Origin of the sequence: Staphylococcus sp. OJ82, assembly GCF_000294465.1 — a bacterium.
GTDB lineage: Bacteria > Bacillota > Bacilli > Staphylococcales > Staphylococcaceae > Staphylococcus > Staphylococcus equorum.
In genome coordinates, this window is sequence record NZ_ALPU01000013.1 from 1 (window position 1) to 23,418 (window position 23,418).

Sequence of the window (23,418 nt, forward strand, 5' to 3'; positions counted from 1 at the left end):
AACGTTCTTAATAAGGATTAAATAAATTTTGAAACAAAAAATGATTAATGATTTTACAAAAATAATATTTTAGTTCATTTGGAAAAACTATCAATGCTTCTGTTATATTAGCATATAATTGAAGCATTAAAATAAAGGAAAGAGGTTTTTAAATGAACTTAATTTCTAAATTAATTCAAGAAGATATAGAAAATAATCCGGAATTAGAAACATTGTATAAAGAGCAGGATGAGAATTTCGAATTTGCTATGAGATTAGTTGAATTGCGTAAAGAAATTGGATGTTCATAAAAGCAACTTGCTCAAAAACTAGAAGTTCCTCACACCACTATTGAAAATATTGAAAACGGAGATACGCGTCCGACCATGTCTCTTTTAAAATCAATTGCTAATGTAACGAAAAAATAATTGCATGTTGAATAGATATAAATTCGTAACAAATAAGACAGTATTTATTATGAAAATTAATTTTTGAAATCTGAAAGATTAGTATATAAATAATGAGAATGAAGTATATAAGTCATACAACAATTTAAACTTTCAGGAGGATAAAATAATGGAAAAAGAAAAAACAATTAAAGAAGAAATCCAAGAATTTTACTTGAATGGTGGAACCTATAATGAAGTAGAAATCGATTTTGGAACACCTAAAGGATCAGAAGCATTATAAAAATTAAATATTACAAATGAAAATAATCAAAAAACGGTGGACTATTATTTTTGATTATTAGATTTTGGATGTGGACTTCTATCTTTGAGAAGTCCATTTTTAAATTCAATATAAATAATTATTAAGTAGCTATAATGAAAAAATAGAAAGATTAATACATTAATTTAAGTAGGAGTTGATGTGGAAAGTTTTCAATTAGTAATATCGAAATGAATCACTTCATAATATTTTTAAACTTTTTTGAGTATAAAAAATAAGAGCATAAGGAAATACAATGCCACTTGCGTGTCAATCAGCATAGCTGATGTATTTTTCTTTAATATTTCTGATCCGTTTATTCTATTTAAAACACTGGTGTAATAGCGTTTTATTGATTTTTATACACACTAAAATTAAGTGATTGTAAAGTTATACATTTTTATGTAAATGGCATCGAGTATTTTACACTTTTATTCAAAATCACCTTGATATAGAGCCTTTTATATTTGTTTTTATACATGGTGTATAAGTTTTTAATAGGATTTGATACACGATGTATAAGTCGATTTTTATTAAAAATAGAAAGTTATCAATGGAAAAGTGACTTAAAGTAGAACTAAAAAAGAGGAATTAGATATATAGTGAAATTTGATTTGAGATACTAGTTTACATTTATATTTTTGAAAAAGAGTAGAAATATTGAAAGAAACAATAAGTTTTTTTACTTTAGCTTTTACTTCTTTTAAGTTTACAAAAGATACTTTGATGGAAAAACATTAGACTGTTATTCTCTAATTTTGTATTTGTTTATTTTATGGAATGAAGGTAATCAACATAGTGTGCTCCTTGATATATTTTTTATGGTAGATTTGCTATTTCAAAAGGAAGGAAACCTCCACAAAAACTTTGGTTGTCTTGTGGAGGTTTTTGATTTATTAAGAGTATCTATTTCACTTTGATTTTAGAGTTTTTAAAGTGAATAGTGAAAGTATTTCAATTTACTAGAGAATTTTTGTGAAGTGATATGAATTTAACAAAGCTAGACAATTCTTATTTTATTCTTTAGAAGGTTTAGTTGCTAAGTAAAACTTTATTCATTATACAGAGGAAGAACTTAAAAAGTATTTAGGTGATAGTTACTATCCTGTAAATCTAGTGGAATTTTTAACACAGTTAACATTAGATAGGATTGAAAATTTTGGTTCAAAGGATAAAAAGCAAATTATCGGTAGAATTAAGCATATTGATATAGAAAGAGTCTTGAAATCAGCTGAAAAGCTAAATCTAAAATCTGAGATAAAATGATTTGAATCTACAACGAAAGTCCCCTTATTAAGTTAATTAAAACTTAATAAGGGGACTCGAGAAAGGAATAGCATTATCTGATTATGAAATGCTGATGGTTGTACTCATAATCATTGGTTTAGTATTAATTAGCAATAAAGACCAAAAAATAATCATTCTCAATTTTTGACCGAGTAGGTAAAGTGGATATTTATCACTTTACTGAAAGCCTAACATCTTTCAAAGAGGCTCATTAGGACAGCATGTTAGCGCATGTTGTTCTTTTTACACATTTAAATAATAGCATAGTGTTTTTTAAATATTCAATAACCTTCTTTAAATAAGATAATAATACACAACTGATAATTTATTGGACACACGTGTACACATTATACATGTAGATTGTATGCACGTATAATGTATGCAGTAAAACATAAAGTAGAAGTTGTGTTATTTTGAACGAAGTTGGTTTAATCATAATAAAGTTGAACTGACATAATTCAACTTATCGGAAGTGCATATTTTCGCTATTTGTTGTAGTGATGCTATAAGTTAAAAACTTGCTTTATCGTACAATTTCTTGTACAATTAAGATAATAAATATTTAACAACTGTAAGGAGGCATTTAATATGACTGTTAAATCTTATTCATATGTACGTGAGAACTTTAAAGATATGATTAATAAAGTTAATGATGATAGCGATACGATAACAATTACAACAAAAGATCGTAATGCAGTTATAATGTCAGAAGATAATTATAACGAAATAATGGAAACACTATACTTGCAACAAAACCCTGCCAATGCGAAACATTTATCAGAATCTATTGAAAACCTAGAACGTGGTAATGTAAAAACTAAGGATATTTTGATATAAGTGGCTAAATTGAACATTACCTTTTCGCCACAAGCATTTGATGATTATGAATATTTTCAGACAAAAGATAGAAAGATGGTTAAAAGGATTAATCAGTTATTAAAAAGTATCTCTAGAGAGGGCGCATTAGATGGTATAGGTAAACCAGAAAAGTTAGTTGGCAATTTTTCTGGATATTACAGTAGACGAATTAACCAAGAACATAGATTAGTATATACAGTGAATGACAATGCAATATTAGTTGCATCTTGTAGATATCATTACAAATAAAAGCACCCTACTATTTGATATAATAGAGTGCTTTATACTTAATACTACTTATTTAAATCTCTATACTTTTTTATCAATAAAGATATTTATTAATTGAACAATAATAAGTAGAATAATTACAGCAAAACTACTATAAATTAATATATTAGTTGATGGTCCTTGTGCAAGTAATAATCCTCCAATTCCCTAAGTAGTTAAGAAAAGGGTAATGTGATGAAATAGCTTCGCTTATAACTTGAGAGAGGTATATAAACCTAAGCTTGCATAGGATTAATAGCATATAATAAAGGTATATTGCAAAAAGTATTGAGTATTTTAAGTGAATAAGAAGTTTACTATGGATACACTTTAATCACACAATTTCTAACTTGTTGTATAATAGACTCTTATTATATGGATTTATTAAAGTATATTTTTAGTAATAAAAGTATTTTGCTCTGAATCTTTAAAGTACTACTACAATTTTTCTATTAACTAATAAATTAAAAGCATTATTTACTGGCATTTTATAAAATAATATACATTAAAAGGACAATTTCCATCTTTGGAAATTGTCCTTTTTAAAATTATAGTTAATATCAATAAGAAGGAACTTTGGTTTTCTTAAAACAGTTCGTATTTTCAAAAATAATTTACACTCACTTTATAATCAACTAAATATTTGAAAATTTAAACTTATATGATAAGTAGGTATGGGCTCTCGATATTTTTAACTAGAATTTTTAAGAAGTCAGATGCGGACGCGCCATCCAATACCTGATGATCGAATGTTAGGCTGAGTGGTAAACGTGAAATTTGTTTTACATTTTCATCTTCTAAAATAAGTTCAGTTGAAACATCACCAACACCTAGGATTCCAGTTTCACCTAAATTAAGTATAGGTGTAAAATATTCTATACCACTTGCTCCCATATTTGTAATTGTGAATGTAGCACCGTCTAATTTCACTTGGCTTGTATCACCGTCTCTTACTGCATCAGCGTTAATTTTTATAGATTTTGCTAACGAACCAATTCCCTTTTCGTTAGCCTTTTCAATTACTGGAACCATAAGGCCATCATCTAATGAAGTTGCAATACCTAAATTTACGTTATCGTACCTAGTAAGTTCACCTTGTTCATAGCGCGCATTGATAGGTTGGTATTCAGTTAAACTAAGTACTACTGCCTTGGCTATTAGCGCAGTTACTGATACTTTGACTTCTTGACCAGCTTGGTTTAACTCTTCGTTTAGTTTATCTTTGAAAGCTAATAGTTGGTCGAAGTTTGCTTTTCGATGTAATGTAAGCTGCGCTGTTTTATCGAGGCTTTGGCGCATATTTTGGGCTATACTCTTACGCATAGGATTTAATCCCTCACCAATAGATGAAGCGTTATCGGTGCTTGTTTGTGCCTTCAAATTTTCTGAAGTAGAGTTACTATAAGATTCTTTGTCATCGCCGTTTTCTAACACACGATTAATATCTATTTTAGTTATTCTACCATTTCCACCAGTGCCTTTAATTGTAGTTATATTGAGACCATTATCATTGGCCATATTTCTTGCCAATGGTGAAATGAAGATACGTGTTTCACTATTTTGTTCATCTTCTGTTGGATTTTTGCTTGTAATATGGGAATTATTATTTTCTTGACTATCATTACTGTCTGATGATTCGTCTTCGTTTGGATTATCGGTTGTTTCATTAGTTGTTTCAGTATCTGTAGATTCTCCTGACTCACCGATTATACCCAGGACAGATTTCACTTCTGTATTTTCACTTTCTTGTACTTTTATCTCTAGTAATGTCCCAGTGGCAGGGGATTCAATATCTTGCGTTAATTTTTCTGAGCTAATTGTTAGTATAGCTTCACCAGACTCAACAGTGTCCCCCTCTTGTTTATGCCATTCTTCTACTGTACCCTCAGTCATTGTCATACCTAATTTTGGCATTATAATGTTATTACTCATAATTCCACCCCCTTTAGTTTAAGATTTTGCTTTTTTCAAGTCATTAATTAATTCTGAGGCGATATCTAACACTTTATTTACATTTGGAATATATGCTTGTTCCAAATTTTGAGCGAATGGAACAGGCGTATCTGGTGCAGTTACTTTTTTAATTGGTCCATCTAAGTAATCGAAACCTTGATCCCCGATAACTGAAGCTACATCGCCAGCAATATTACATTGTGGATTAGATTCATCGATAATGATTAGTCGACCTGTTTTCTTTACAGATTCTAAAACAGTTTTTGTATCCCATGGAGATATAGAACGTAAATCGATTACTTCTACTGAAACGTTATCTTTATTTAATTGGTCTGCAGTTTGTTCAGCGACTGCCACCATTTTACCTACGGCAACAATTGTTACATCTTGACCCTCACGTACAATATTTGCTTTACCAATATCGACTGTATAATAGTCTTCAGGTACTTCACCTTTTTGTCCGAGTAGAGTTTTGTCTTCTGAGAAGACGACGAGATTGTCTTCTTCTAATGCGGCTAGGAATAATCCTTTGGCATCGTAAGCATTGGAAGGTACAACTACTTTAACTCCTGGTATGGCAGCAAAAACGTTATATAATGTTTGAGAGTGTTGGGCTGCGGCACCAGCGCCAGCGCCATGAACAGTTCTTAATACCATTGGTATTTTTGCTTTGCCGCCAAACATATAACGCATTTTTGAGCCTTGGTTTAAAATAGGATCTAAACCGAAACCAATAAAGTCATTGAACATAAGTTCAGCTATTGGTCTTAATCCTGTTGCAGCAGCACCTACAGCAGAACTTAATGTAATGTGTTCAGCAATTGGCGTATCTATAACACGATTACGGCCGAATTTTTTAGCTAAGCCTTGTGTAACGCCGAATACACCACCAAATGAATCATCATCTTGTAAGTGGTCAACCTCGGCGCCACCGGATACATCTGTTCCAATTAAAATTACAGAATCATCTTGTTCCATGCCTTGAACAATACCTTCGTTAATTGCAGACATAAATGTTATTTTACGTGTTTCACTCATTTTAAATCCCCCTTATTTATGCAAAAACATCTTTATATAATGATTCTATATCTGGTAACTCACTATTTTCTGCATAGGATGCTGCATCTTCTACAACTTGTTCAGCAGCTTGTTCAATTTCTTTTGCTTCACTAGATGTTAGCCAACCTTCGTCAATGGCCTTACTTTTAAATTCTTCAGTAGCATTACGATCTGAGTTACGATCGTCTTTAGATTTTACTTTTTGTTCATCGCCTTCGAAATGCCCATATTTACGATAAGTATCACACTCGATTAAAGTAGGTCCATCACCATTTTTAGCGCGCTCTATAGCATCTTGTGCTGCATCTCTGACAGCTATTAAGTCCATTCCATCAACTCGTGCACCAGGTATGGCATAAGCAGAGGCACGTTCAGCAATTGTTTCGGAAGCACTGGCATAGTCGTGTGTTGTACCTTCACCGAATTGGTTGTTTTCACAAACAAATATGACAGGCAAATTTAAAATTGACGCAAAGTTTAACCCTTCATGAAAATTACCTTCGTTTGCAGCACCATCACCAAAGAAACAAACTGCAACGTTTTCTTTACCTTGATTGCGAAGTGAAATGCCTGCACCTGATGCCAATCCAAATCCACCACTCACAATACCGTTTGCGCCTAACATACCTTTATCAATTTCAGCTACATGCATGGATCCACCTTTACCATGACCTAAACCATCTTTTTTGCCCATAATTTCAGCCATCATACCATTTAAATCACAACCTTTTGCGATAGCATGTCCATGTCCTCGGTGTGTACTAGTTATATAATCATCATCTTCTAACAATGACATAACACCTGTAGCTACGGCTTCTTCTCCGATATACAAATGTACAAATCCTGGTATCTTCCCATCACTAAATGTTTTATGCACTTTCTCTTCAAAGTTACGAATTTCATTCATCGTTTTATAAATCCAACGTGCTTGTTCTTTTTCCATAAAGCAGACCTCCATTTATATTTAGTATTTTAAGACTATAAACATTAGGGATTCAGTTACTTGTAATTACATATGAATAGCTTTATTAAAGAAATTATCTGCACTTTCTCCTATGGATTCAGAGAGTGAAGGATGGGGTTGAATAATATTGGATAGTTCATTGATCGTTCCTTCAGAAGATTTAACACTTAATAATTCGCCAATTAAATTTGTTGCTTCAGGTGAAACAATAAAGGCACCCAAAACCTCTTTATATTTTTTATCAACAACTAATTTAATAAATCCTTCGTTTTCTCCTTGAATGATCGCTTTTGCGTTACCTTGCAAAGTTGATTGTGTGACTTCAATATCATAACCATTTTCTTTAGCTTCATCCTCATCCATACCTATAGAAGTAGCTTCTAATTTAGTATAAATGCACCTAGGAACTTGAGTGTGTTGGATAGGCGATGGATTTAAACCGGCGATTGTTTCGCTGGCAATAATACCTTCAGAACTAGCAGCATGGGCAAGTTGATACCCACCTATGAGATCTCCAATAGCATAAACATGATTTATACTTGTGCGATAATATGAATCAATAGAGACAAAGTCTTTATTTTGCTTTAAATTTAATGACTCAAATGACTTTGTATTAGGTTTACGACCAGTTGCTACAAGTAATTTGTCATGAGTAATATTTGTCCCATCTTCTAATCTAATTTGTTGTTGGGACACGCTATCAATATTTATATTTGTGTGAATACTGATATTTTGACTTTTTAATTGTTTTTTTAACATGGTTCTAACTTCTTTAATTTCTGTAAGTAAAATATCTTCGGCAACTTCAATCATCGTTACTCTGACTCCTAAGTCTGCCATGGAAGATGCTAGTTCAGTAGCAATGACACCACCACCAATAATTGTTAGCTTTTGAGGTAATTCTGGTAAATTAAAGAAGGTGTCAGTAGTTTCGTAATTAATTTCATTTAATCCTTTAATAGGTGGGATAAAGGGATGGCTTCCAGTAGCTAAAATAATATCTTTAGATTGGATAGTATACTGATTGCAATGGATACTTAAGTCTTCATTAATTTGTGCTTTACCTTCAAATATATCAACCTTATTTTTCTTTAATAACTGTGTAACGCCACCGGTTAACGTTTGAACAACATGTGTTTTTCGTTCTAACAATTTATCGTAATCGATATTGATACTACTTGTTTTGATGCCCCAGTCATTTGCTTTTTTTATATCGCTCATTTTTTTGCCATAAGTTAATATTAATTTGGATGGTATACATCCAACATTGAGACAAGTCCCCCCAATATGAGACTTTTCAATAATTGCTACCTTTTTACCAAGTTGTGCCGCTCGAATTGCTGAAACATATCCGCCCGGACCAGAACCAATGACAACAACATCATAATTATTAACTGTAGAATTCACGTTTAAAACAATCCCCCTTTCAATATGTAAACACCAATAAAAGAAATTAGTTTTGAAATTCCAATTTAATTATCGATATTTATTTTACATAAGTAGACAAAAGAAAGCGCTTACTTATGTAGTTGAGATAATATTATCAACAAAAAATACATTTTTCAACTTTTTGAACATTTGACAATTTAAAGCGATGACTAGAGAATATAGTGATGTATAAACTGTTGATCTACTAACTCCAGTTTGTGTATCAATTTCTTCACCTGTAAGGTTTTTTGCATATAAAAACTTAATTACTCTTAATGACAATAATTTAGATTCTCTCTTAAATAAACTTGTCTATTTAATCCTGAAGGAGTAACATCTTTGGAATCGGCTTTTTATAAGGGTTGCTTTCAATTTTTTGTTTGTGTTCTTTTTCCATTACTCTAGCTGTTTATATATACGTTTAAAGGCATAATTTGATAAACCTTGAGATATTATTTGTCACAAGTGTGTAATTGAGTTCCTATAACGTCTGTACTACGCGTCACTTGTACTGTAGGTAAAACCCAACTTATATCTGCAACGTCACTAGAACCTGACATTGGTTGGTCTGTTTTTTCATAACTATTTACGACATCGCTTGAAAATTTATTATATAATTTTTCTTTATCATTTATAACGTCAAAGCTATTTAAAGGTTTCAAGGCATTAACTTTTTCATTTTCTGATAAAGTTTCTCACGTTTTTTTGGCAAAGTCCATTTCATCATTAGTATACTGTATGATGTTTTCCTCTTCTTTTAAGTATTCATACATTACTTTTTCTAATGCTTTGTTTGGTGAGTAATCAGAACACACTTTATCAATTATTATTTCATATTCTGTTTCTGTCATTAAAGAAGCACCATGTGCAATTTTTTTAATACGCTCAAATAACTTTTTTGTTTCTTTTAAATTTTTAGTACGTATTAAATATAATACTTCTGCTTTTGATTGAACTACATTTGGAGATATGCCTCCGGTATTGGTAACTGCATAATGAATGCGCGAGTTATCGTGCATTGAAGAATGGAGATGAAGATATTAAAAAATGAATCAAGCTTATTTAGAACGACGTAACTATATACATATATAGTCGAATCCAAAAATGGGCCTACCTGTTGAAAAAACGAAGGTGCTTTTTATATTTTTCCAGATGATAGTCAATATAATAAAGACCTGTTTGAATTTTGTACACAATTTTTAGAATCAGAACAATTGGCCTTAGTGTCCGAAAAATCCTTTTTAGAATTTGGTGAAGGTCATATTAGACTATCGTTTGCTTGTATGACACGAGAAATAAAAAAAGCATGTAATAGGATATTTAAACCCTCCGCTCTTTTATTTAAACATAATTCAACTTATCGGAAGTGGATATACTTACGTATTTACAGATGGTATAATAATGAAGTCGCCTATAACTCCATGCGTATAACATGGAGGAGGTGAGTTTATGTGGCATGATATATTTGTTTCAGTAATTGCACCCGTGATCACTGGTGTAATTCTCATATTATTTAGATGTTGGCTAAATAACAATGATAAATAGGCGACATACCAATAACACCTAAAAAAAAACCCCCTAATCTATGTCCGTAGATTAGGGGGTGGTGTTTTATGTGCATAATACATTTGTTAATAACATTATAACATCATGTCGGATGGAAATGCAAAATAAGAATAAATATACATAGTTTAAATAAAGAGCAATTTACTTAGCTTTGCCTCCACTTAATTCATTCACTGCTAGTATAGCTTGCGCTATGTCTTCAGCAGTGAATTCATCACTTAAATTAGAGAAAGTATCATTAGAGTCTTTTGCTAATTCTCCTACTTTTATTAAGTCCTCAAAAGAAGCGTCGTGTAAATACATATTACTTAAATTTGTTGGCATTTCTAAGAATTTATAAAAGTCCATATATTTTTTAATTTCTTCATAAGGTCTATTTTCTAAAACCATTTGAACCAAAGTCCCATACGCTACTTTTTCGCCGTGTCCAAGTTTATGAATGTCTCCTGATAAAGCTGTAAACCCATTGTGTATTGCGTGGGCTGCAGCAAGACCCCCATTTTCAAAACCAAGTCCTGAAAGTAAAGTGTTTGCCTCGATAATAGACTCCACTTGAGGTGTTACAATACCTTGTGCTGCAGAAAAATAGGCGCTTTTACCGTATTTAAATATTGTTTCTTCTGCTTTTTCAGCAATGGCTAAAGAAGCTAATGTTGGTTTTCCATCTACCATAGTTTCCCCTCTACGGTTTAAAGTTGCTTTAACTTCTACTAAAGTAGCTAAAGCATCGCTCATCCCCGCCGCAAACAATTTAATTGGTGCTTGGACTATAATTTGTGAATCTGCTAGTACTACATTTGGGTTTTTATAGTAAAATCTGTAACCCGTAAAAACACCTTCATCCGAATAGATAACTGATAAAGCACTCGTAGGGGCATCTGTAGAAGCAGTTGTTGGGACAATAATAACAGGAGAATTAAGATCATCCGAAATTGCTTTTGCTGTATCTAACGTCTTTCCTCCTCCAACCCCAACAATTACATTTATGTTATGGTCTTTAGCTATTTGGCTAAGTCTTGCTATTTCGTTTTCAGAGGCTTCCCCATTAAATTCTTCGTATTTATAACTCATTTCGCTAGATTTAAAACTCTCATTTATATCTTTATTTGTTAGTGACCAAACTAAACTATCTGAAATAATCAAGGGTGAGTCACCTAATTTATTAACCTCATTAGCTAAACTTTTTATTTCTCCTTTTCCTTGTATATATCTACTTGGCGATTGAAAAACGTATTTTGACATACAAACCCCTCCTCATTATTTGATATACACTTATTTTATCCCCTGTATTCATATGTATAAATCATAAATCTTTGTAAATGAGAAAGGCTATACGTAAAACAATTACTTATTCGAATGATTTAACTTCTTTGTTTTTTGAGCAAGAGGTATTCGGGGTGTGGGTTGTTGTTTTTTTATTATTCAAATTAGCAAATAAGTTTTTGTTTAAGTCAATATTTTAATTTTGTGTGTTTAACATACTTCTTTTGAGGTTATTTGAGGTTGTAAGTAGGATATTTATTATGGCTTTCTATCAACGTTAGGAATTACTTAATATTAACGCAGTTTGAAATATTACATTACTGGAGGGGTTTTATGGATTTTATCATTACAATAGTAATAGGTGTAATCGTTGGCGTGGCATTTTCAATCTGGTTAACTAACAATAAAATTACTAATCTTATTATTAGTTTGATTTCAGCAGTAATTGGTGCATTCATTGGTCTAACAATGTTAAATTCTTCAGGCAACGCATTACCAAATTCAGCAGGCATGTTCTTTATAATCCCGACACTTGTTGGCTCTGTTTGCTTGACTTTACTTGTTTTGTTTATTATTAAAACGAGCAAAGATATTGCAACAAATTAAATTAGTTTACATTGCCGTAGTATATGAGAGCCTTCTAGCAATGAGGGCTCTCATATTAAGTAACGCTGCATTAATTTTTAATAATGCAATGAACAATAAATTTTAAAATAACTATGACTATAAGGACTAATATAAATTAAACAGTGTTTTTTCTATAAAGAGAGTTGCGTATTCATCAGAAACCAAAAACAAAAAAGGTAACATTATGGATTCAGTTGAACTAGCATGTTTTTTAACTGCGACGATACTCGCGGTTCATAATATATTCATAATGATTGGTGTAGGTGTTCCATTAATATTTACTATAGCGATGATTTTTACAATTATAAAAAAAGAATGGCTGGGCGTTCATTATGGTTATTTTACAAATGGTCTTTTCTTTTTTGTTTATAGCGCAAGTAAATTACTATATCTTTTATATCCTTACGTACGTTTAGAATGTGGTGCTGTAAATGATAACATGGCTATAGCTTTAATTATTGCATTTATTGCTGTTTTTCTATTACTTATTACTTTGTTGATATTATTAGTAAAATTATTTATTTTCAACAAAAAATATGTCGAAGGAGAAAATAAATTAAAGCTAATTATATTAATTCTTGGTAATAGACTATATAGAACAAATATTAATAATTAGGTGATAAATATGAAAAATAATTACAAAGATAAAGAAGTGGCTTTAAAAATTATTCATAATGACAAAATACAGGAACATATGGATGAAGTAAGAAAAGAATATTTTAATATCTTTAAATCAGGATATAAATGTAAAAAAGTTTACGAGAAATTTAATTTAAAAGAGAGATACACTAAGAATCAGTATAAAATGTTAAAAGAATTATCAAAACCATATAATTGGGATGTTAAGTATAATATTTTATCAAAACGTATTGAGCTAAGAATACCATTATTTACTTAAATAGCAGAAGGTTTGAATGAGATTATTTCAAACCCTTATTAACCATTTAAGAAGAAATTAGAATTGTATCGAACGAATTATCAAGAAGATTTAGCACATGTTATGAATGAAAGTTTAAAAATTATATCTTTCACGTAAATAATCTAAACACTTATCAAGTTCCGTTCTTTTCGTTTTACGACCACTTGCTTTCTCGCTAAAGATGCGTTCACAACCATATTCTTCAAGTGTATCAATTTGTCCATCAAGACTTTGATCTTGTGTTGATACACGTGCATAACCAATTTTAGCCATTTGAATGCCACCTCTTTTAATCGTTTTCTGGGTACTTATTAACGAAATCTAATTCTCGATGCAAATAAGCGCGTCTCTCATCGTCTAAAAACTCACTATTTTTGATATTTATGGTACATTGATTATAACACAAGTTTAGAAACTGAAATATGTAAGAAAAACCTCTAACTTTTATAGTAAGAGGTTTTGTGTCAAAAACGAACCATTTGTAAAATATTTGAAAAAGGTCATTATCGTCACAAATCAAAAAATGATAAAACCGTTCTTATAATGTCAGATTTATTTGTGAAAATATAATTAAGTGTGATATTAGTATGAAAAATACTACTAGCATTAATTTCTTTTTTTCGTTTCTTTTTAACCCTTTTATGAGAGTCTTTAGTGCTAAGGGTGTCACGTAATCTTTCTATTACCGCAAATTTCAATACAAAAGCTAATGATTATCCAGGATTAATCTAATCTGTTAATAGTATTAAAACACGCACTTATAATGCTAAGCGCGTGTTTAGTTAAATTATTTGAAATAAAATTTTGATGTAATACCTAGATATTTTTCTTCTTGAAAACAAAAACGAGAAGTACCAAGAAAATTACAATATAAACAATATTTCCGATGAACATTTCATGTAATTCCAGCTTAGTTAAGGATTTTATCGTGTCGTTATTTATAATTTGAGAGCTTAAATTCAACATATTAATCGGTAACCATTTTAACCATTCCCATTGCGTAATAAGTGCGAATAAGATACCTGAAATAATAGAAATGGCGAAATAAAAGATAATACCGATTGCGATAGAAACCCCAGGGCTTTTAAAGATACAAGAAATAAGAAGCGTTAAGCTTAGTAATAACCACATACCTATATAATTACCTAATGCAGTTAATAACATATCTTGTAAAAGGGATAAATCATCACCAGATTGTTTTAAAATATTCACATCAGAGAAGAAAGTTAAGTTAAGAATTAAACTAATCACAATACTAATAGCAAATATGATAAGTGAATAAATAACTAAAGAAATGATCTTACTGATGATAATGCTTGTTCTAGAATAATTTCTATATAATAAGTTTTTAATCGTGCCATAATGGAATTCCATCGTTATAATCGTACTCGCCTGAATAATCATAAGGAAAAAAATCCAAGAAAATGAGCTATAGCCTTGTTTAAATAAGGACTCGGATCCCATGATATTAGGGTAGTTCTTGCTTAGTATTGCTAAGCCAAGCATTACGGCAAAAATAAGTATAGGTATAATAATTGATGATTTTTTCTTGAACATTTTAAATAGTTCTTGTTTGATGAGTGTTGCCATAGTTATACTTCCTCCTTGCGATCAATGATATTAAGGAGAACATTTTCGAGGTCGCTTTCACCTGATTGGTTTAACTCATCCATCGTTGTTTCTTTAATGATTTCTCCATCATCAATAATTAGTATTGAATCTGTGACTTTAACGAGTTCACTTAATATATGACTTGATATGAGGAAGGTAACTCCCTGTTCTCTTAAGCTGATAATTGCTTCTCTTACATTTTTTACAGCTTTTGGATCTAAACCATTCATAGGTTCATCTAAAATAACAAGTTGCGGATGATTTAAGAAAGCAAGTGCAATACCTAATTTTTGTTTCATTCCTAATGAATAGGTTTTTACTTTTGTATGTATAAACTTCTCCATTTTTAATTCTTTGATAATCAAGTCGATGTTTTTATTGTCTGGATCTTCATCGATTAATTTCATGTTGTCATAACCTGTTAAAAATGGATATAAACCAGGACTTTCAATCAATGCGCCTATGTCATTCTTATTTGAACTTAGATGCTTTTTGAATTTTCCTGATTGATAACTGGAAAGACCCAAAATCACTTTCATAAGTGTGGTTTTACCAGCACCATTACCTCCAACTAAGCCTATGATTTGGCCTTTTTCAAGCGAGAATGTTATATCTTTCAAAATATGTTTTCGCTTGATTTTTTTATTAATATTTTCCATGGATAGCAGCTTCAACGTAACCCTCCTAATTTGTGACACAAAATAAGTTTAACAAAAATATTATTCAAAAGGAATACTGTTATTATAATGATAGTGTGTTTTAAAAATGTAATGTAGTTAGGAATTCAAACTATAAATTTAAAGTAACGAAAAAACCCAAAAACTGGTTTGTCAGTTTTTGGGCTTTTTTAGTTAACATAATAGGACTTTATCAGTATTAGATAAACATTCTCTGTAGTAAACCATTTTTTCGTTGTTTTAATACCTCAATTTTATTGTATTGTTTTCTTATTAACTTATCTAATTTATTTAAGAATACTCCTATTTTTCTTTGTTCCTCAATACTTGGTAGAGAAATTTTTATAGAATAAAACAACTCTAAATTTAAATTACGTCTAACGATACTTGCTCCTTGTTCAGAAGCTTGTGCATATTCATAAATATATCGAGGACTTTTTAATAAATCTTTTGCAAAATTAATATCAAATTGATGACTTAAATTATATATTCTATAAGACGGTGAAACTATACCTATATCAAAACGTTGGTTAAAATTAATATTTCCTAACCATAAGTTTTGAGGACTTAATACTAATTGGTTCAACCGTAAAATTTTATATCCTGTACTATCTTTACTACCAATCTGCTTTTTGAAATACTCTTCTTGAGATAATAAACAATTTTTAGTAGAAGAAAGTAACACATATTGATTATTAGATGTTGTTCTTTCATTTACTTCATTTATTAAATCACCTAATTTTTCATTTTCCCAATTAGGATAATCATTTCCATTGTCATCTTTAAATCTTAACTCTTGAGAAAAAATCTTTTGCATATATCCCTTTTTCTGTTCTTCTAACTTCTCTAATTTTTGTTCCTCTAATTCAATTTGTCGGTCAAGTTTGCTAAAAAAACTACCGATTTTTTGTTGTTCTGAGTACTGCGGTATACTAAATTTTAATGTATCCATAGCATTAAAATTTAGTGCAGGCATAGCTGATTGACTAGATAAAGATTTTATTTTAAAGTGACTTTTCTTTAATAAGAAATAGAAATATCTATTATCTACATTTTGTTTTTTTACAAATTTAAATAAATTATTAGCTATAACTCCTTCGTAACCCATTGATATCGTGCCCGCTGATGCTCCATACCGAATCATGATTAAATCTTTTTGATTTATTAAACCACTTTCTTTACGGTCTTTTATATATCTTTTTTTTGGATTTTCAGTAACATCTACTATTCTTATAAATCTTTTCATATTATTAATTTGTATTTTGTATTGATTTTCCACTGGTATCTGTTGCCCCTGTTGGTATTTATAGAGGTCTCCCAATCTTTTTTCTTCCCATTCTTCGATAAACTCAGGAAATCTCAATTCAGGCACATTCTTCATCTTATTAGTCATGTTTTAACACTCCTAATTCTTTGAGATAGCTATTAATTTCTTGTTCCACTTCTACAATTTCATCGTCAATTTGATTTAAGTCTTTTTGAACTTGTTCTAAATCAATAGGTTCTTCTTCTTCAAATGTATCAACATATCTTGGAATATTAAGGTTATAATCATTTTCTGCGATTTCTTCTAAACTTGCCGCGTAACTATACTTATCTAATGTTTCTCGATTTTTATACGTTTCAACAATTTTTTCTACATCTTCGGTTGTTAAATGGTTTTGATTTTTTCCTTTTTCAAATGATTGTGATGCATCAATAAACAACACATTTTCATCATCTTCACGACACTTTTTAAAGACGAGTATACTTGTTGGTATCGATGTACCGAAGAATAAGTTCGATGGTAAACCGATGACCGCATCTAAATAGTTTTTTTCTTTAATTAAGTATTCACGAATGACACCTTCAGCTGCGCCACGGAATAACACGCCATGCGGTAAAACGACAGCCATTGTGCCATTATCATCTAAGTGATAAATCATGTGCTGAATGAATGCAAAATCTGCTTTTGATTTCGGTGCTAATTTCCCATAATTACTAAAACGTGGGTCTTCTAAGAATTGTGAATCTGAACTCCATTTCGCACTATAAGGTGGATTGGCCACAACTGCCTCAAAACGTTCATCTGAAATGGCTGGATCTTCTATTGTATCTCCATTTTCGATTTTAAAATTCGCATAGTTCACATCATGTAACAACATGTTCATACGTGCTAAGTTATACGTTGTACTGTTGTATTCTTGACCATAATATTGACGCACATCGGCTTCACGACCAACACGAAGTAATAAGGAACCTGAACCACATGTAGGGTCATAAACACTTTTGAGGTCTTTTTTATTGGCTGTTACGATTTTAGCTAAAATGGTTGAAACTTGTTGGGGTGTATAGAATTCGCCTGCTTTTTTACCTGAACTTGCTGCGAATTGACCAATTAAGTACTCGTAAGCATCACCTAACATATCAATCTCCATATCACTATGAACAAAAGGTAATGTAGATATCTTCATCATTACTTTTGAAATCAATTTTGTACGTGCAGCATTAGAGTTACCCAAACGTGAAGAATTAAGGTCTAAATCATCAAATAGGTGAATAAAGTCATCTTCACTATCATGACCCCGTGTAGAATTTTCTATGTTTTTAATCGCATTACTCAGGTCTTCCATTTCAAAAACTTGTTTCTCAATTTTTTTAACTAAGTGACTAAATAGATATTGTGGTTCAATCACATAACCGATACGTGAAATAAATTCTTGCTCTAAGACAGGTCTATAATCTTCATCTGCCATCGCAGTTTCATAATCTATATTGTCTTCAGCTAAGAGTATTTGTGCTTGTTCTTCAATTTTTTCACTTAGGAAACGATAAAAAATCATACCTAAGATATAGTTTTTAAACTCGTTGGCATCCATATTGCCCCGTAAGTCATCAGCGATAGACCATAGATTTTTTTGTAATTCAGCTTGTTGTTGGCGTTGTTTTTCCGTAATAGACATTTAATTGTCCTCCTTGAATAAAGTGTTAGATAAGAATTGTTTTTTTAATCGACTTTGTCTTTGTTTTAATACGTTTAATTGTTTTTCTTTAATACCAATTTGCCCAATCAACCGTTGTCGTTCAATGGAAGGTAAGGTAATATAGAGTGATTTTAACTGTTGATGTGTTAGTTTTTTTATTGTTGAGCCACCCTGCATATATTGCTTATATTGTGATTGTACCTCTGGGGCTAGTTGAAACCAATAGACTAAAAAAGCAGGTTCCAATAAGTCTGAAGTAACTTCAATTTTTGTATAGTTATAAGGTAAAATTGAACCGTCGTGTCTTGAGCTCACTAAGGTACACTCACCTGTCATCATACTTATGACAATATCATCTTTACGTACAACGGTTGCTCTTGATGTATCTTTTAATTTGATGACTCTAGGTTGATATGTATCATCTATGGTTAACCCTAAATCTATATCTAACATATTTTGATCATATACCATATAACGATTCCCCAGGTCGCTCTCATCAACTTCTAAGCGCTGTATTAATGTGCCACTTTGATAATTAACATAATCTTTTAACATACCAAACCTCCTGTAGTTGTGTTTTTCTACAAAACAAATATAGCATGACTTTAAAATAAAAACAAGTGTAGTTTTTGAAAACTACACTTGTTTTACATTAAACACTATATTTTTTAACCATATCTTTGATAAATGATTTAACACGCTTTATTTTTTTAGTACGTATTAAAAGACCGCCAGAAACGCCTTCTTCAATTAAATTATTATTTAAATGACCACTAAACTCAAATTCCTTAACCAATGATTTCAATAATTCTAACGGATAATCTGTTTCCTCAGAAAATTGTTCCAACTCTCCGACCTTCACTTTAGATTCATAATTATAATAAGCATCATCAATTGAATCACCTTCATTTAAGTTCGGTACGACTTTATCTAGGAATGTTCGAATTAAATCGGATTTTAATCTCAATTGGTCATCGTCAGCTTTATCAAGCACTTTACGAATCTCTTTAATGTCTTTTTCTTGTTGTTCTGTATCGCTTAAATCAATTTGATTTAATAAATCTAAAATATACTGAACATTAATCAAATCATTTCGTAAAATCTCAATATTAAAATCAATATTATCTAATATAGATTCTCCCTCTGGAATTTCTTTATCAGGTCGTATCACTTTATCATAGATATCTAAATATTTACCTTTATAATCTTCATATGTTTGTTCATCAATACCTAACGTTTCCTTATCAAATGCAAATTCATCAAACGTTTTTAACTTTTGCATATGCTTTGCTAACTCGCGATATGCAATAACAAAGTCACGCTGATCTTCTTCTCTTTCTAATTGGTCTGCGGCTTGAGGTGTTTCAGCTAATTCAAATAGTTCGATCAGAGCCTGTTTAAATTTCGTTAAGTACGCTTGGAACGATAAGCTCAATACCGTATCTGTATTGTCTGTTTTAGAGAAAAGCTCAATAGCTTCATCCGTTTTTTCTTTTAAGTTTCTATAAGCAACGATATTTCCATAAGGCTTCGTTGGTTCTTCCACACGGTTGGTACGTGAGTAAGCTTGAATAAGCGTATGATGCTGTAAATTACGATCAACATATAACGTATTTAATTTTTTACTATCAAAGCCTGTTAAGAACATATCGACAACGATAAGAATATCTAATTTTTGATCGGGTAATCCTTTTTTGACACGGTTTGATACATCATTGAAGTAACCATCAAACGTATCCGTTGAGAAATTTTTATCAAAGGTCTCGTTATACGTTTGAATAATACCTTCTAATATATCTCTTCTCGTTTGTTCATCCATCGTATCATCTATGGCTTCATTATCTTGATAACTGAATATTGTCGTGACATTAAAATCATGTACACCTTGTTTCTTCAATTTTTGGAAAACATGATAGTATTGAATTGCCATTGGAATACTTTGAACGGTCAACATACCTGTGTACATTTGGTCACGTGTTTTTTTATTATGATTCGCAATAATATGTTCTGCTACTTTTTGAACACGTTCGTCTGCCATCCATATTTCAGCTTCATTAATTTTATTAACATAACCGTCTTCGGTAATTTTTTCACTACGGTCAAACGTATTCATATATTCAACAGAAAAACCTAGCACGTTACCATCTCTAATCGCATCTTTGATTAGATAATGGTGTAGACATTCTCCAAAAATATCCGCAGTCGCGCGTCCATCTTGACTCGCATTCTCTTCAAATCTAGGTGTTCCCGTAAAACCAAAGTATTGGGCGTTTCCGAAATGTTGTCTGATGATACGGTGCATTGAACCAAATTGTGTTCGATGGCATTCGTCAATAATAAAAACGACTTTATCTTCTTTATAACGTTCCATTACTGGATGTCCTGATTTAATCGCATTATCCATTTTTTGAATCGTCGTAATAATTAGTTTCCGTGTCGGATCATCCATTTGTTTGAGTAACTTTTTAGTATTGAACGTCCTATCAACAGAATCTGACTCAAACTTATTAAATTCCCCTAAAGTTTGACCATCTAGGTCTTTGCGATCGACTAAGAATATCACTTTCTTAATATCTGGTTCTTGCGCTAAGATTTGACTCGCTTTAAACGATGTGAGGGTTTTACCACTCCCTGTCGTATGCCAAATATAACCATTGTTATTTGTTTCTATAGCACGATTTAACAAAGCCTCTACAGCATAGACTTGATACGGTCTCAAGGCCATTAATATTTTATCCGTTTCATTAATAATCATATAACGGCTAATCATTTTAGCAATATGGCACGGTTCTAAGAAAGATTCAATAAAATCTTTAAGCACATTAATGCGCTCATTTTTTTCATCGCTCCAATAAAACATATGACTTTTCATGATTTTTTGATCGCTATTCGCGTAGTAGCGCGTTTCCATTTTATTACTCACAACAAACATTTGTATGAATCTGAATAGCCCTGTATAGTTTTGGCGGCGATAGCGTTCAATTTGATTAAAAGCTTCTGTAATCGCAACGCCACTACGTTTAAGTTCAATTTGAACCAAAGGTAATCCATTAATTAAAACAGTTACATCATAACGACTTTTGTGTGTATCATTTACACTCACTTGATTTGTGACTTGAAATGTATTTTGACACCACTTTTTTATATTCATTAAACTAAGATAAACTTTTGTTTCATCGTCACGTTCTAGTACATATTTATCTCTTAATATTTGAGCACTTTCAAATACACTTTTATCACTTATATCAATCATGATACGTTTGAATTCACTATCTGATATAGGCGTACCCTCTAATTTATCTGCATTTCGTTCATTTAAAATACGTCTGAAATTCTCTTTCAATTGTGTTTCGTTGCGCAATGATACACGCTCATACCCCAAATCTTGTAGCTGTTTAACTACATTTTCTTCTAAACCATATTCACTTTGGTATCCCAATTTAATCGCTCCACCCTATTAAATTTAAGTATAATTAAATATTAACATATCAGAAATTAAATAGATGTTAACTAATCATCTTCTGTTATATGATTTTTATGTATTAATTTATGATTATAAAAAGACTCCTTTTAAATAAGGAGTCTTTTAACTGATATAAAATAACAGTTATCTAAATGAAAAATCAGTTTTCAATCACTACTTAAATTTCGAGTTCTACCGTAGTTTAAGTAGAATATTGTGACCTAATTTATTTGTTTCTTAAAATTGCAATATCAATGTGTCGTATAACATTTTATTTATTAATATAACCCTTTTAACTCATTACTTGTATCAATAAATATATTTTTAACTTGTTGATAATTACTTAAGGCTTCTTTATATGTTTCTCGTCCAATACCTGATTTTTTATAACCACCAAACGGCGCGCCTTCTGGCACTTGATTATATGTGTTAATCCAAATGCGACCTGTTTTTACAGCTTTCGCAATGTTTAACGCACGTGTAATATCTTGGGAGAATACGCCTCCTGCTAAACCATACTCAGAATCATTAGCAATTTTAATTGCTTCTTCGTCATCTTTTACTTTTATAATTGTTAAAACAGGACCAAAAATTTCTTCTTGAGCTAATTTATCAGCATTATCTTTAACAGCGATTAATGTTGGTTCTAGGAAGTAACCACTATCTAAACCATCGTTAGTAATACGTTTACCCCCTGTGAGAATTTCAGCATTAGATTGTTCTGCATAAGTGATATAAGATTGGATTTTTTCCATCTGTTCTTGGCTTGTTTGACTACCCATTTGTGTTTTTTCATCTAATGGGTCGCCTATTTTAATATTTGAAAAGGCCTCTTTTAGACGTGAAATTAATTTATCATATATACCTTCCTGAACCAGCAGACGAGATCCAGCACTACAAACTTCCCCTTGGTTAAATAAAATTCCAAGTTGTATACCTTCAACTGCTAAATCTAAATTAGCATCATCTAAGATAATATTGGCACTTTTACCGCCAAGTTCTAAAGTAGCTGGTACAATACGTTTTGCACCGGCTTCAGCAACTTGATATCCCACATTTGTTGAGCCTGTAAACGAAAGCTTGTTAACACCTTCATGATTAAAAATAGCATTGCCTGATTCTGAACCTTTACCTGTTACTACATTGACTACACCTTTAGGTAAAATTTCTTGGAAAATTTTAGCAACTTCCAATAAACTTAAGGGTGTTGAGGAAGAAGGTTGAATAACAATTGTATTACCTGCTGCAATTGCTGGTGCTATCTTCCAAGATGCTAATAACATCGGGAAGTTCCAAGCTACAACTGCCCCTACGACACCAATTGGTTCGTGGCGAATGATGCTCATTGTGTCTTTATCTATATCATTGACAGAACCTTCATGTGTTTCGATAACGCTTGCAAAATAATTAAAGTGTCTTGCAGCGTATGGTATGTCAATACCTGAGGTTTCACGGATTGGTTTACCATTATTTAAGGTTTCGATTGTTGCAATTTTTTCTTTATTTTCCATCATTTTATTACTAATTTGTCTTAATAAATTAGCACGTTCTGTTTTAGATGTTAAACTCCATGACTCAAATGCCTCTTGAGCTGCTGCTACAGCTGTATCTACATCTTTTTCATTAGCTTTGGTAATATGTGATAATGTTTCTCCTGTCGCTGGATTTTTAACTTCTAGTGTTTCATCACTATGCCCTTTCACAAATTCTCCGTTTATAAACAAACCATAATTCTCATCCAAATAATTTTTAATATCTACTGTCATTTGAATCTCTCCTTTGTTTTAAAACTTCTTGTGGCTTAGTTATCTTATTGTTACTTTAGT

General features: G+C 31.2%; 21 protein-coding genes and 3 pseudogenes. 8 read left to right on the plus strand and 16 right to left on the minus strand.

What is annotated here, in order from left to right:
* The first annotated feature begins 152 nt into the window (after positions 1–152).
* From SOJ_RS14755 to SOJ_RS13065, 4 genes and pseudogenes are all read left to right on the plus strand, one after another.
* Positions 153–290: a hypothetical protein gene (locus SOJ_RS14755; protein ID WP_002508594.1), complete on the plus strand. Its 138-nt coding sequence runs from the start codon at positions 153–155 to the stop codon at positions 288–290.
* Between the two features lie 12 nt (positions 291–302).
* Positions 303–407: pseudogene (locus tag SOJ_RS14760) on the plus strand (helix-turn-helix domain-containing protein); the annotation flags it as partial.
* A 2,155-nt stretch (positions 408–2,562) separates the two neighbouring features.
* On the plus strand, positions 2,563–2,811 hold the full coding sequence (locus tag SOJ_RS13060; RefSeq protein WP_002508597.1) for a type II toxin-antitoxin system Phd/YefM family antitoxin: 249 nt from the start codon (positions 2,563–2,565) through the stop codon (positions 2,809–2,811).
* Positions 2,812–3,081, plus strand: coding sequence for a Txe/YoeB family addiction module toxin (locus tag SOJ_RS13065; RefSeq protein WP_002508598.1), 270 nt, complete (start codon positions 2,812–2,814; stop codon positions 3,079–3,081).
* 675 nt (positions 3,082–3,756) lie between these two features.
* Here the strand turns inward: SOJ_RS13065 and SOJ_RS13070 are convergent.
* The 7 genes and pseudogenes from SOJ_RS13070 to SOJ_RS14765 all read right to left on the minus strand — a co-directional run bounded on the left by SOJ_RS13070 (position 3,757) and on the right by SOJ_RS14765 (position 9,522).
* Complete coding sequence (locus tag SOJ_RS13070) at positions 3,757–5,031, minus strand: dihydrolipoamide acetyltransferase family protein (protein WP_002508599.1); 1,275 nt, start codon at positions 5,029–5,031, stop codon at positions 3,757–3,759.
* 18 nt (positions 5,032–5,049) lie between these two features.
* A complete protein-coding gene (locus SOJ_RS13075; protein WP_002508600.1) occupies positions 5,050–6,090 on the minus strand; it encodes an alpha-ketoacid dehydrogenase subunit beta in 1,041 nt (346 codons plus the stop codon).
* Positions 6,091–6,106: 16 nt separating this feature from the next.
* The gene (locus tag SOJ_RS13080; protein ID WP_002508601.1) at positions 6,107–7,054 is read right to left on the minus strand and encodes a thiamine pyrophosphate-dependent dehydrogenase E1 component subunit alpha; all 948 of its coding nucleotides are present in this window, start codon (positions 7,052–7,054) and stop codon (positions 6,107–6,109) included.
* 66 nt (positions 7,055–7,120) lie between these two features.
* Positions 7,121–8,482, minus strand: a complete 1,362-nt coding sequence (lpdA, locus tag SOJ_RS13085) for a dihydrolipoyl dehydrogenase (RefSeq protein WP_002508602.1) — start codon at positions 8,480–8,482, stop codon at positions 7,121–7,123.
* Positions 8,483–8,683: 201 nt separating this feature from the next.
* Positions 8,684–8,776, minus strand: a pseudogene (locus SOJ_RS14840) (recombinase family protein); the annotation flags it as partial.
* A gap of 179 nt (positions 8,777–8,955) precedes the next feature.
* The gene (locus SOJ_RS14100; RefSeq protein ID WP_002508603.1) at positions 8,956–9,165 is read right to left on the minus strand and encodes a hypothetical protein; all 210 of its coding nucleotides are present in this window, start codon (positions 9,163–9,165) and stop codon (positions 8,956–8,958) included.
* 33 nt (positions 9,166–9,198) lie between these two features.
* The gene (locus SOJ_RS14765) at positions 9,199–9,522 is read right to left on the minus strand and encodes a hypothetical protein (RefSeq protein WP_002508604.1); all 324 of its coding nucleotides are present in this window, start codon (positions 9,520–9,522) and stop codon (positions 9,199–9,201) included.
* Between the two features lie 430 nt (positions 9,523–9,952).
* Here SOJ_RS14765 and SOJ_RS14460 point away from each other — a divergent pair, with 430 nt between their 5' ends.
* Positions 9,953–10,048, plus strand: coding sequence for a type I toxin-antitoxin system Fst family toxin (locus SOJ_RS14460; protein WP_115353180.1), 96 nt, complete (start codon positions 9,953–9,955; stop codon positions 10,046–10,048).
* Between the two features lie 162 nt (positions 10,049–10,210).
* Here SOJ_RS14460 and SOJ_RS13100 read toward each other — a convergent pair whose 3' ends face one another.
* Positions 10,211–11,311: a glycerol dehydrogenase gene (locus SOJ_RS13100; RefSeq protein ID WP_002508605.1), complete on the minus strand. Its 1,101-nt coding sequence runs from the start codon at positions 11,309–11,311 to the stop codon at positions 10,211–10,213.
* 354 nt (positions 11,312–11,665) lie between these two features.
* On the opposite strand from SOJ_RS13100, the gene SOJ_RS13105 reads away from it, so the two are divergent.
* The 3 genes from SOJ_RS13105 to SOJ_RS13115 all read left to right on the plus strand — a co-directional run bounded on the left by SOJ_RS13105 (position 11,666) and on the right by SOJ_RS13115 (position 12,857).
* Positions 11,666–11,938, plus strand: a complete 273-nt coding sequence (locus tag SOJ_RS13105; RefSeq protein WP_002508606.1) for a hypothetical protein — start codon at positions 11,666–11,668, stop codon at positions 11,936–11,938.
* 205 nt (positions 11,939–12,143) lie between these two features.
* On the plus strand, positions 12,144–12,575 hold the full coding sequence (locus tag SOJ_RS13110) for a hypothetical protein (protein WP_002508607.1): 432 nt from the start codon (positions 12,144–12,146) through the stop codon (positions 12,573–12,575).
* 9 nt (positions 12,576–12,584) lie between these two features.
* Positions 12,585–12,857, plus strand: a complete 273-nt coding sequence (locus SOJ_RS13115; protein WP_002508608.1) for a hypothetical protein — start codon at positions 12,585–12,587, stop codon at positions 12,855–12,857.
* 129 nt (positions 12,858–12,986) lie between these two features.
* Here the strand turns inward: SOJ_RS13115 and SOJ_RS13120 are convergent.
* The 8 genes and pseudogenes from SOJ_RS13120 to SOJ_RS13155 all read right to left on the minus strand — a co-directional run.
* A pseudogene (locus tag SOJ_RS13120) lies at positions 12,987–13,151 on the minus strand (recombinase family protein); the annotation flags it as partial.
* 543 nt (positions 13,152–13,694) lie between these two features.
* Complete coding sequence (locus SOJ_RS13125) at positions 13,695–14,468, minus strand: ABC transporter permease (RefSeq protein ID WP_002508610.1); 774 nt, start codon at positions 14,466–14,468, stop codon at positions 13,695–13,697.
* Between the two features lie 2 nt (positions 14,469–14,470).
* Entirely contained in the window at positions 14,471–15,163 is a 693-nt protein-coding gene (locus SOJ_RS13130) for an ABC transporter ATP-binding protein (protein ID WP_002508611.1), read from the minus strand.
* 202 nt (positions 15,164–15,365) lie between these two features.
* Positions 15,366–16,559, minus strand: a complete 1,194-nt coding sequence (locus tag SOJ_RS13135; RefSeq protein WP_002508612.1) for a restriction endonuclease subunit S — start codon at positions 16,557–16,559, stop codon at positions 15,366–15,368.
* A complete protein-coding gene (locus SOJ_RS13140; protein WP_002508613.1) occupies positions 16,552–18,108 on the minus strand; it encodes a type I restriction-modification system subunit M in 1,557 nt (518 codons plus the stop codon). The genes SOJ_RS13135 and SOJ_RS13140 overlap by 8 nt, the downstream gene beginning before the upstream one ends.
* Positions 18,109–18,684 (minus strand): restriction endonuclease subunit S, encoded by a 576-nt coding sequence (locus SOJ_RS13145; RefSeq protein WP_002508614.1) that lies wholly within the window; start codon positions 18,682–18,684, stop codon positions 18,109–18,111. It lies immediately after the preceding gene.
* Positions 18,685–18,781: 97 nt separating this feature from the next.
* Positions 18,782–21,568, minus strand: a complete 2,787-nt coding sequence (locus tag SOJ_RS13150; protein WP_002508615.1) for a type I restriction endonuclease subunit R — start codon at positions 21,566–21,568, stop codon at positions 18,782–18,784.
* Between the two features lie 302 nt (positions 21,569–21,870).
* A complete protein-coding gene (locus SOJ_RS13155; RefSeq protein ID WP_002508616.1) occupies positions 21,871–23,358 on the minus strand; it encodes an aldehyde dehydrogenase family protein in 1,488 nt (495 codons plus the stop codon).
* Positions 23,359–23,418: the final 60 nt, after the last annotated feature.

Bases quoted from the DNA above. Each gene is read 5' to 3' on its own strand.
- SOJ_RS14755 (WP_002508594.1), top strand. From the start codon at position 153: ATGAACTTAATTTCTAAATTAATTCAAGAAGATATAGAAAATAATCCG.
- SOJ_RS13060 (WP_002508597.1), top strand. From the start codon at position 2,563: ATGACTGTTAAATCTTATTCATATGTACGTGAGAACTTTAAAGATATG.
- SOJ_RS13070 (WP_002508599.1), bottom strand. From the start codon at position 5,031: ATGAGTAATAACATTATAATGCCAAAATTAGGTATGACAATGACTGAG.
- SOJ_RS13075 (WP_002508600.1), bottom strand. From the start codon at position 6,090: ATGAGTGAAACACGTAAAATAACATTTATGTCTGCAATTAACGAAGGT.
- SOJ_RS13080 (WP_002508601.1), bottom strand. From the start codon at position 7,054: ATGGAAAAAGAACAAGCACGTTGGATTTATAAAACGATGAATGAAATT.
- SOJ_RS14765 (WP_002508604.1), bottom strand. From the start codon at position 9,522: ATGCACGATAACTCGCGCATTCATTATGCAGTTACCAATACCGGAGGC.
- SOJ_RS14460 (WP_115353180.1), top strand. From the start codon at position 9,953: ATGTGGCATGATATATTTGTTTCAGTAATTGCACCCGTGATCACTGGT.
- SOJ_RS13100 (WP_002508605.1), bottom strand. From the start codon at position 11,311: ATGTCAAAATACGTTTTTCAATCGCCAAGTAGATATATACAAGGAAAA.
- SOJ_RS13105 (WP_002508606.1), top strand. From the start codon at position 11,666: ATGGATTTTATCATTACAATAGTAATAGGTGTAATCGTTGGCGTGGCA.
- SOJ_RS13110 (WP_002508607.1), top strand. From the start codon at position 12,144: ATGGATTCAGTTGAACTAGCATGTTTTTTAACTGCGACGATACTCGCG.
- SOJ_RS13115 (WP_002508608.1), top strand. From the start codon at position 12,585: ATGAAAAATAATTACAAAGATAAAGAAGTGGCTTTAAAAATTATTCAT.
- SOJ_RS13125 (WP_002508610.1), bottom strand. From the start codon at position 14,468: ATGGCAACACTCATCAAACAAGAACTATTTAAAATGTTCAAGAAAAAA.
- SOJ_RS13135 (WP_002508612.1), bottom strand. From the start codon at position 16,559: ATGACTAATAAGATGAAGAATGTGCCTGAATTGAGATTTCCTGAGTTT.
- SOJ_RS13140 (WP_002508613.1), bottom strand. From the start codon at position 18,108: ATGTCTATTACGGAAAAACAACGCCAACAACAAGCTGAATTACAAAAA.
- SOJ_RS13145 (WP_002508614.1), bottom strand. From the start codon at position 18,684: ATGTTAAAAGATTATGTTAATTATCAAAGTGGCACATTAATACAGCGC.
- SOJ_RS13155 (WP_002508616.1), bottom strand. From the start codon at position 23,358: ATGACAGTAGATATTAAAAATTATTTGGATGAGAATTATGGTTTGTTT.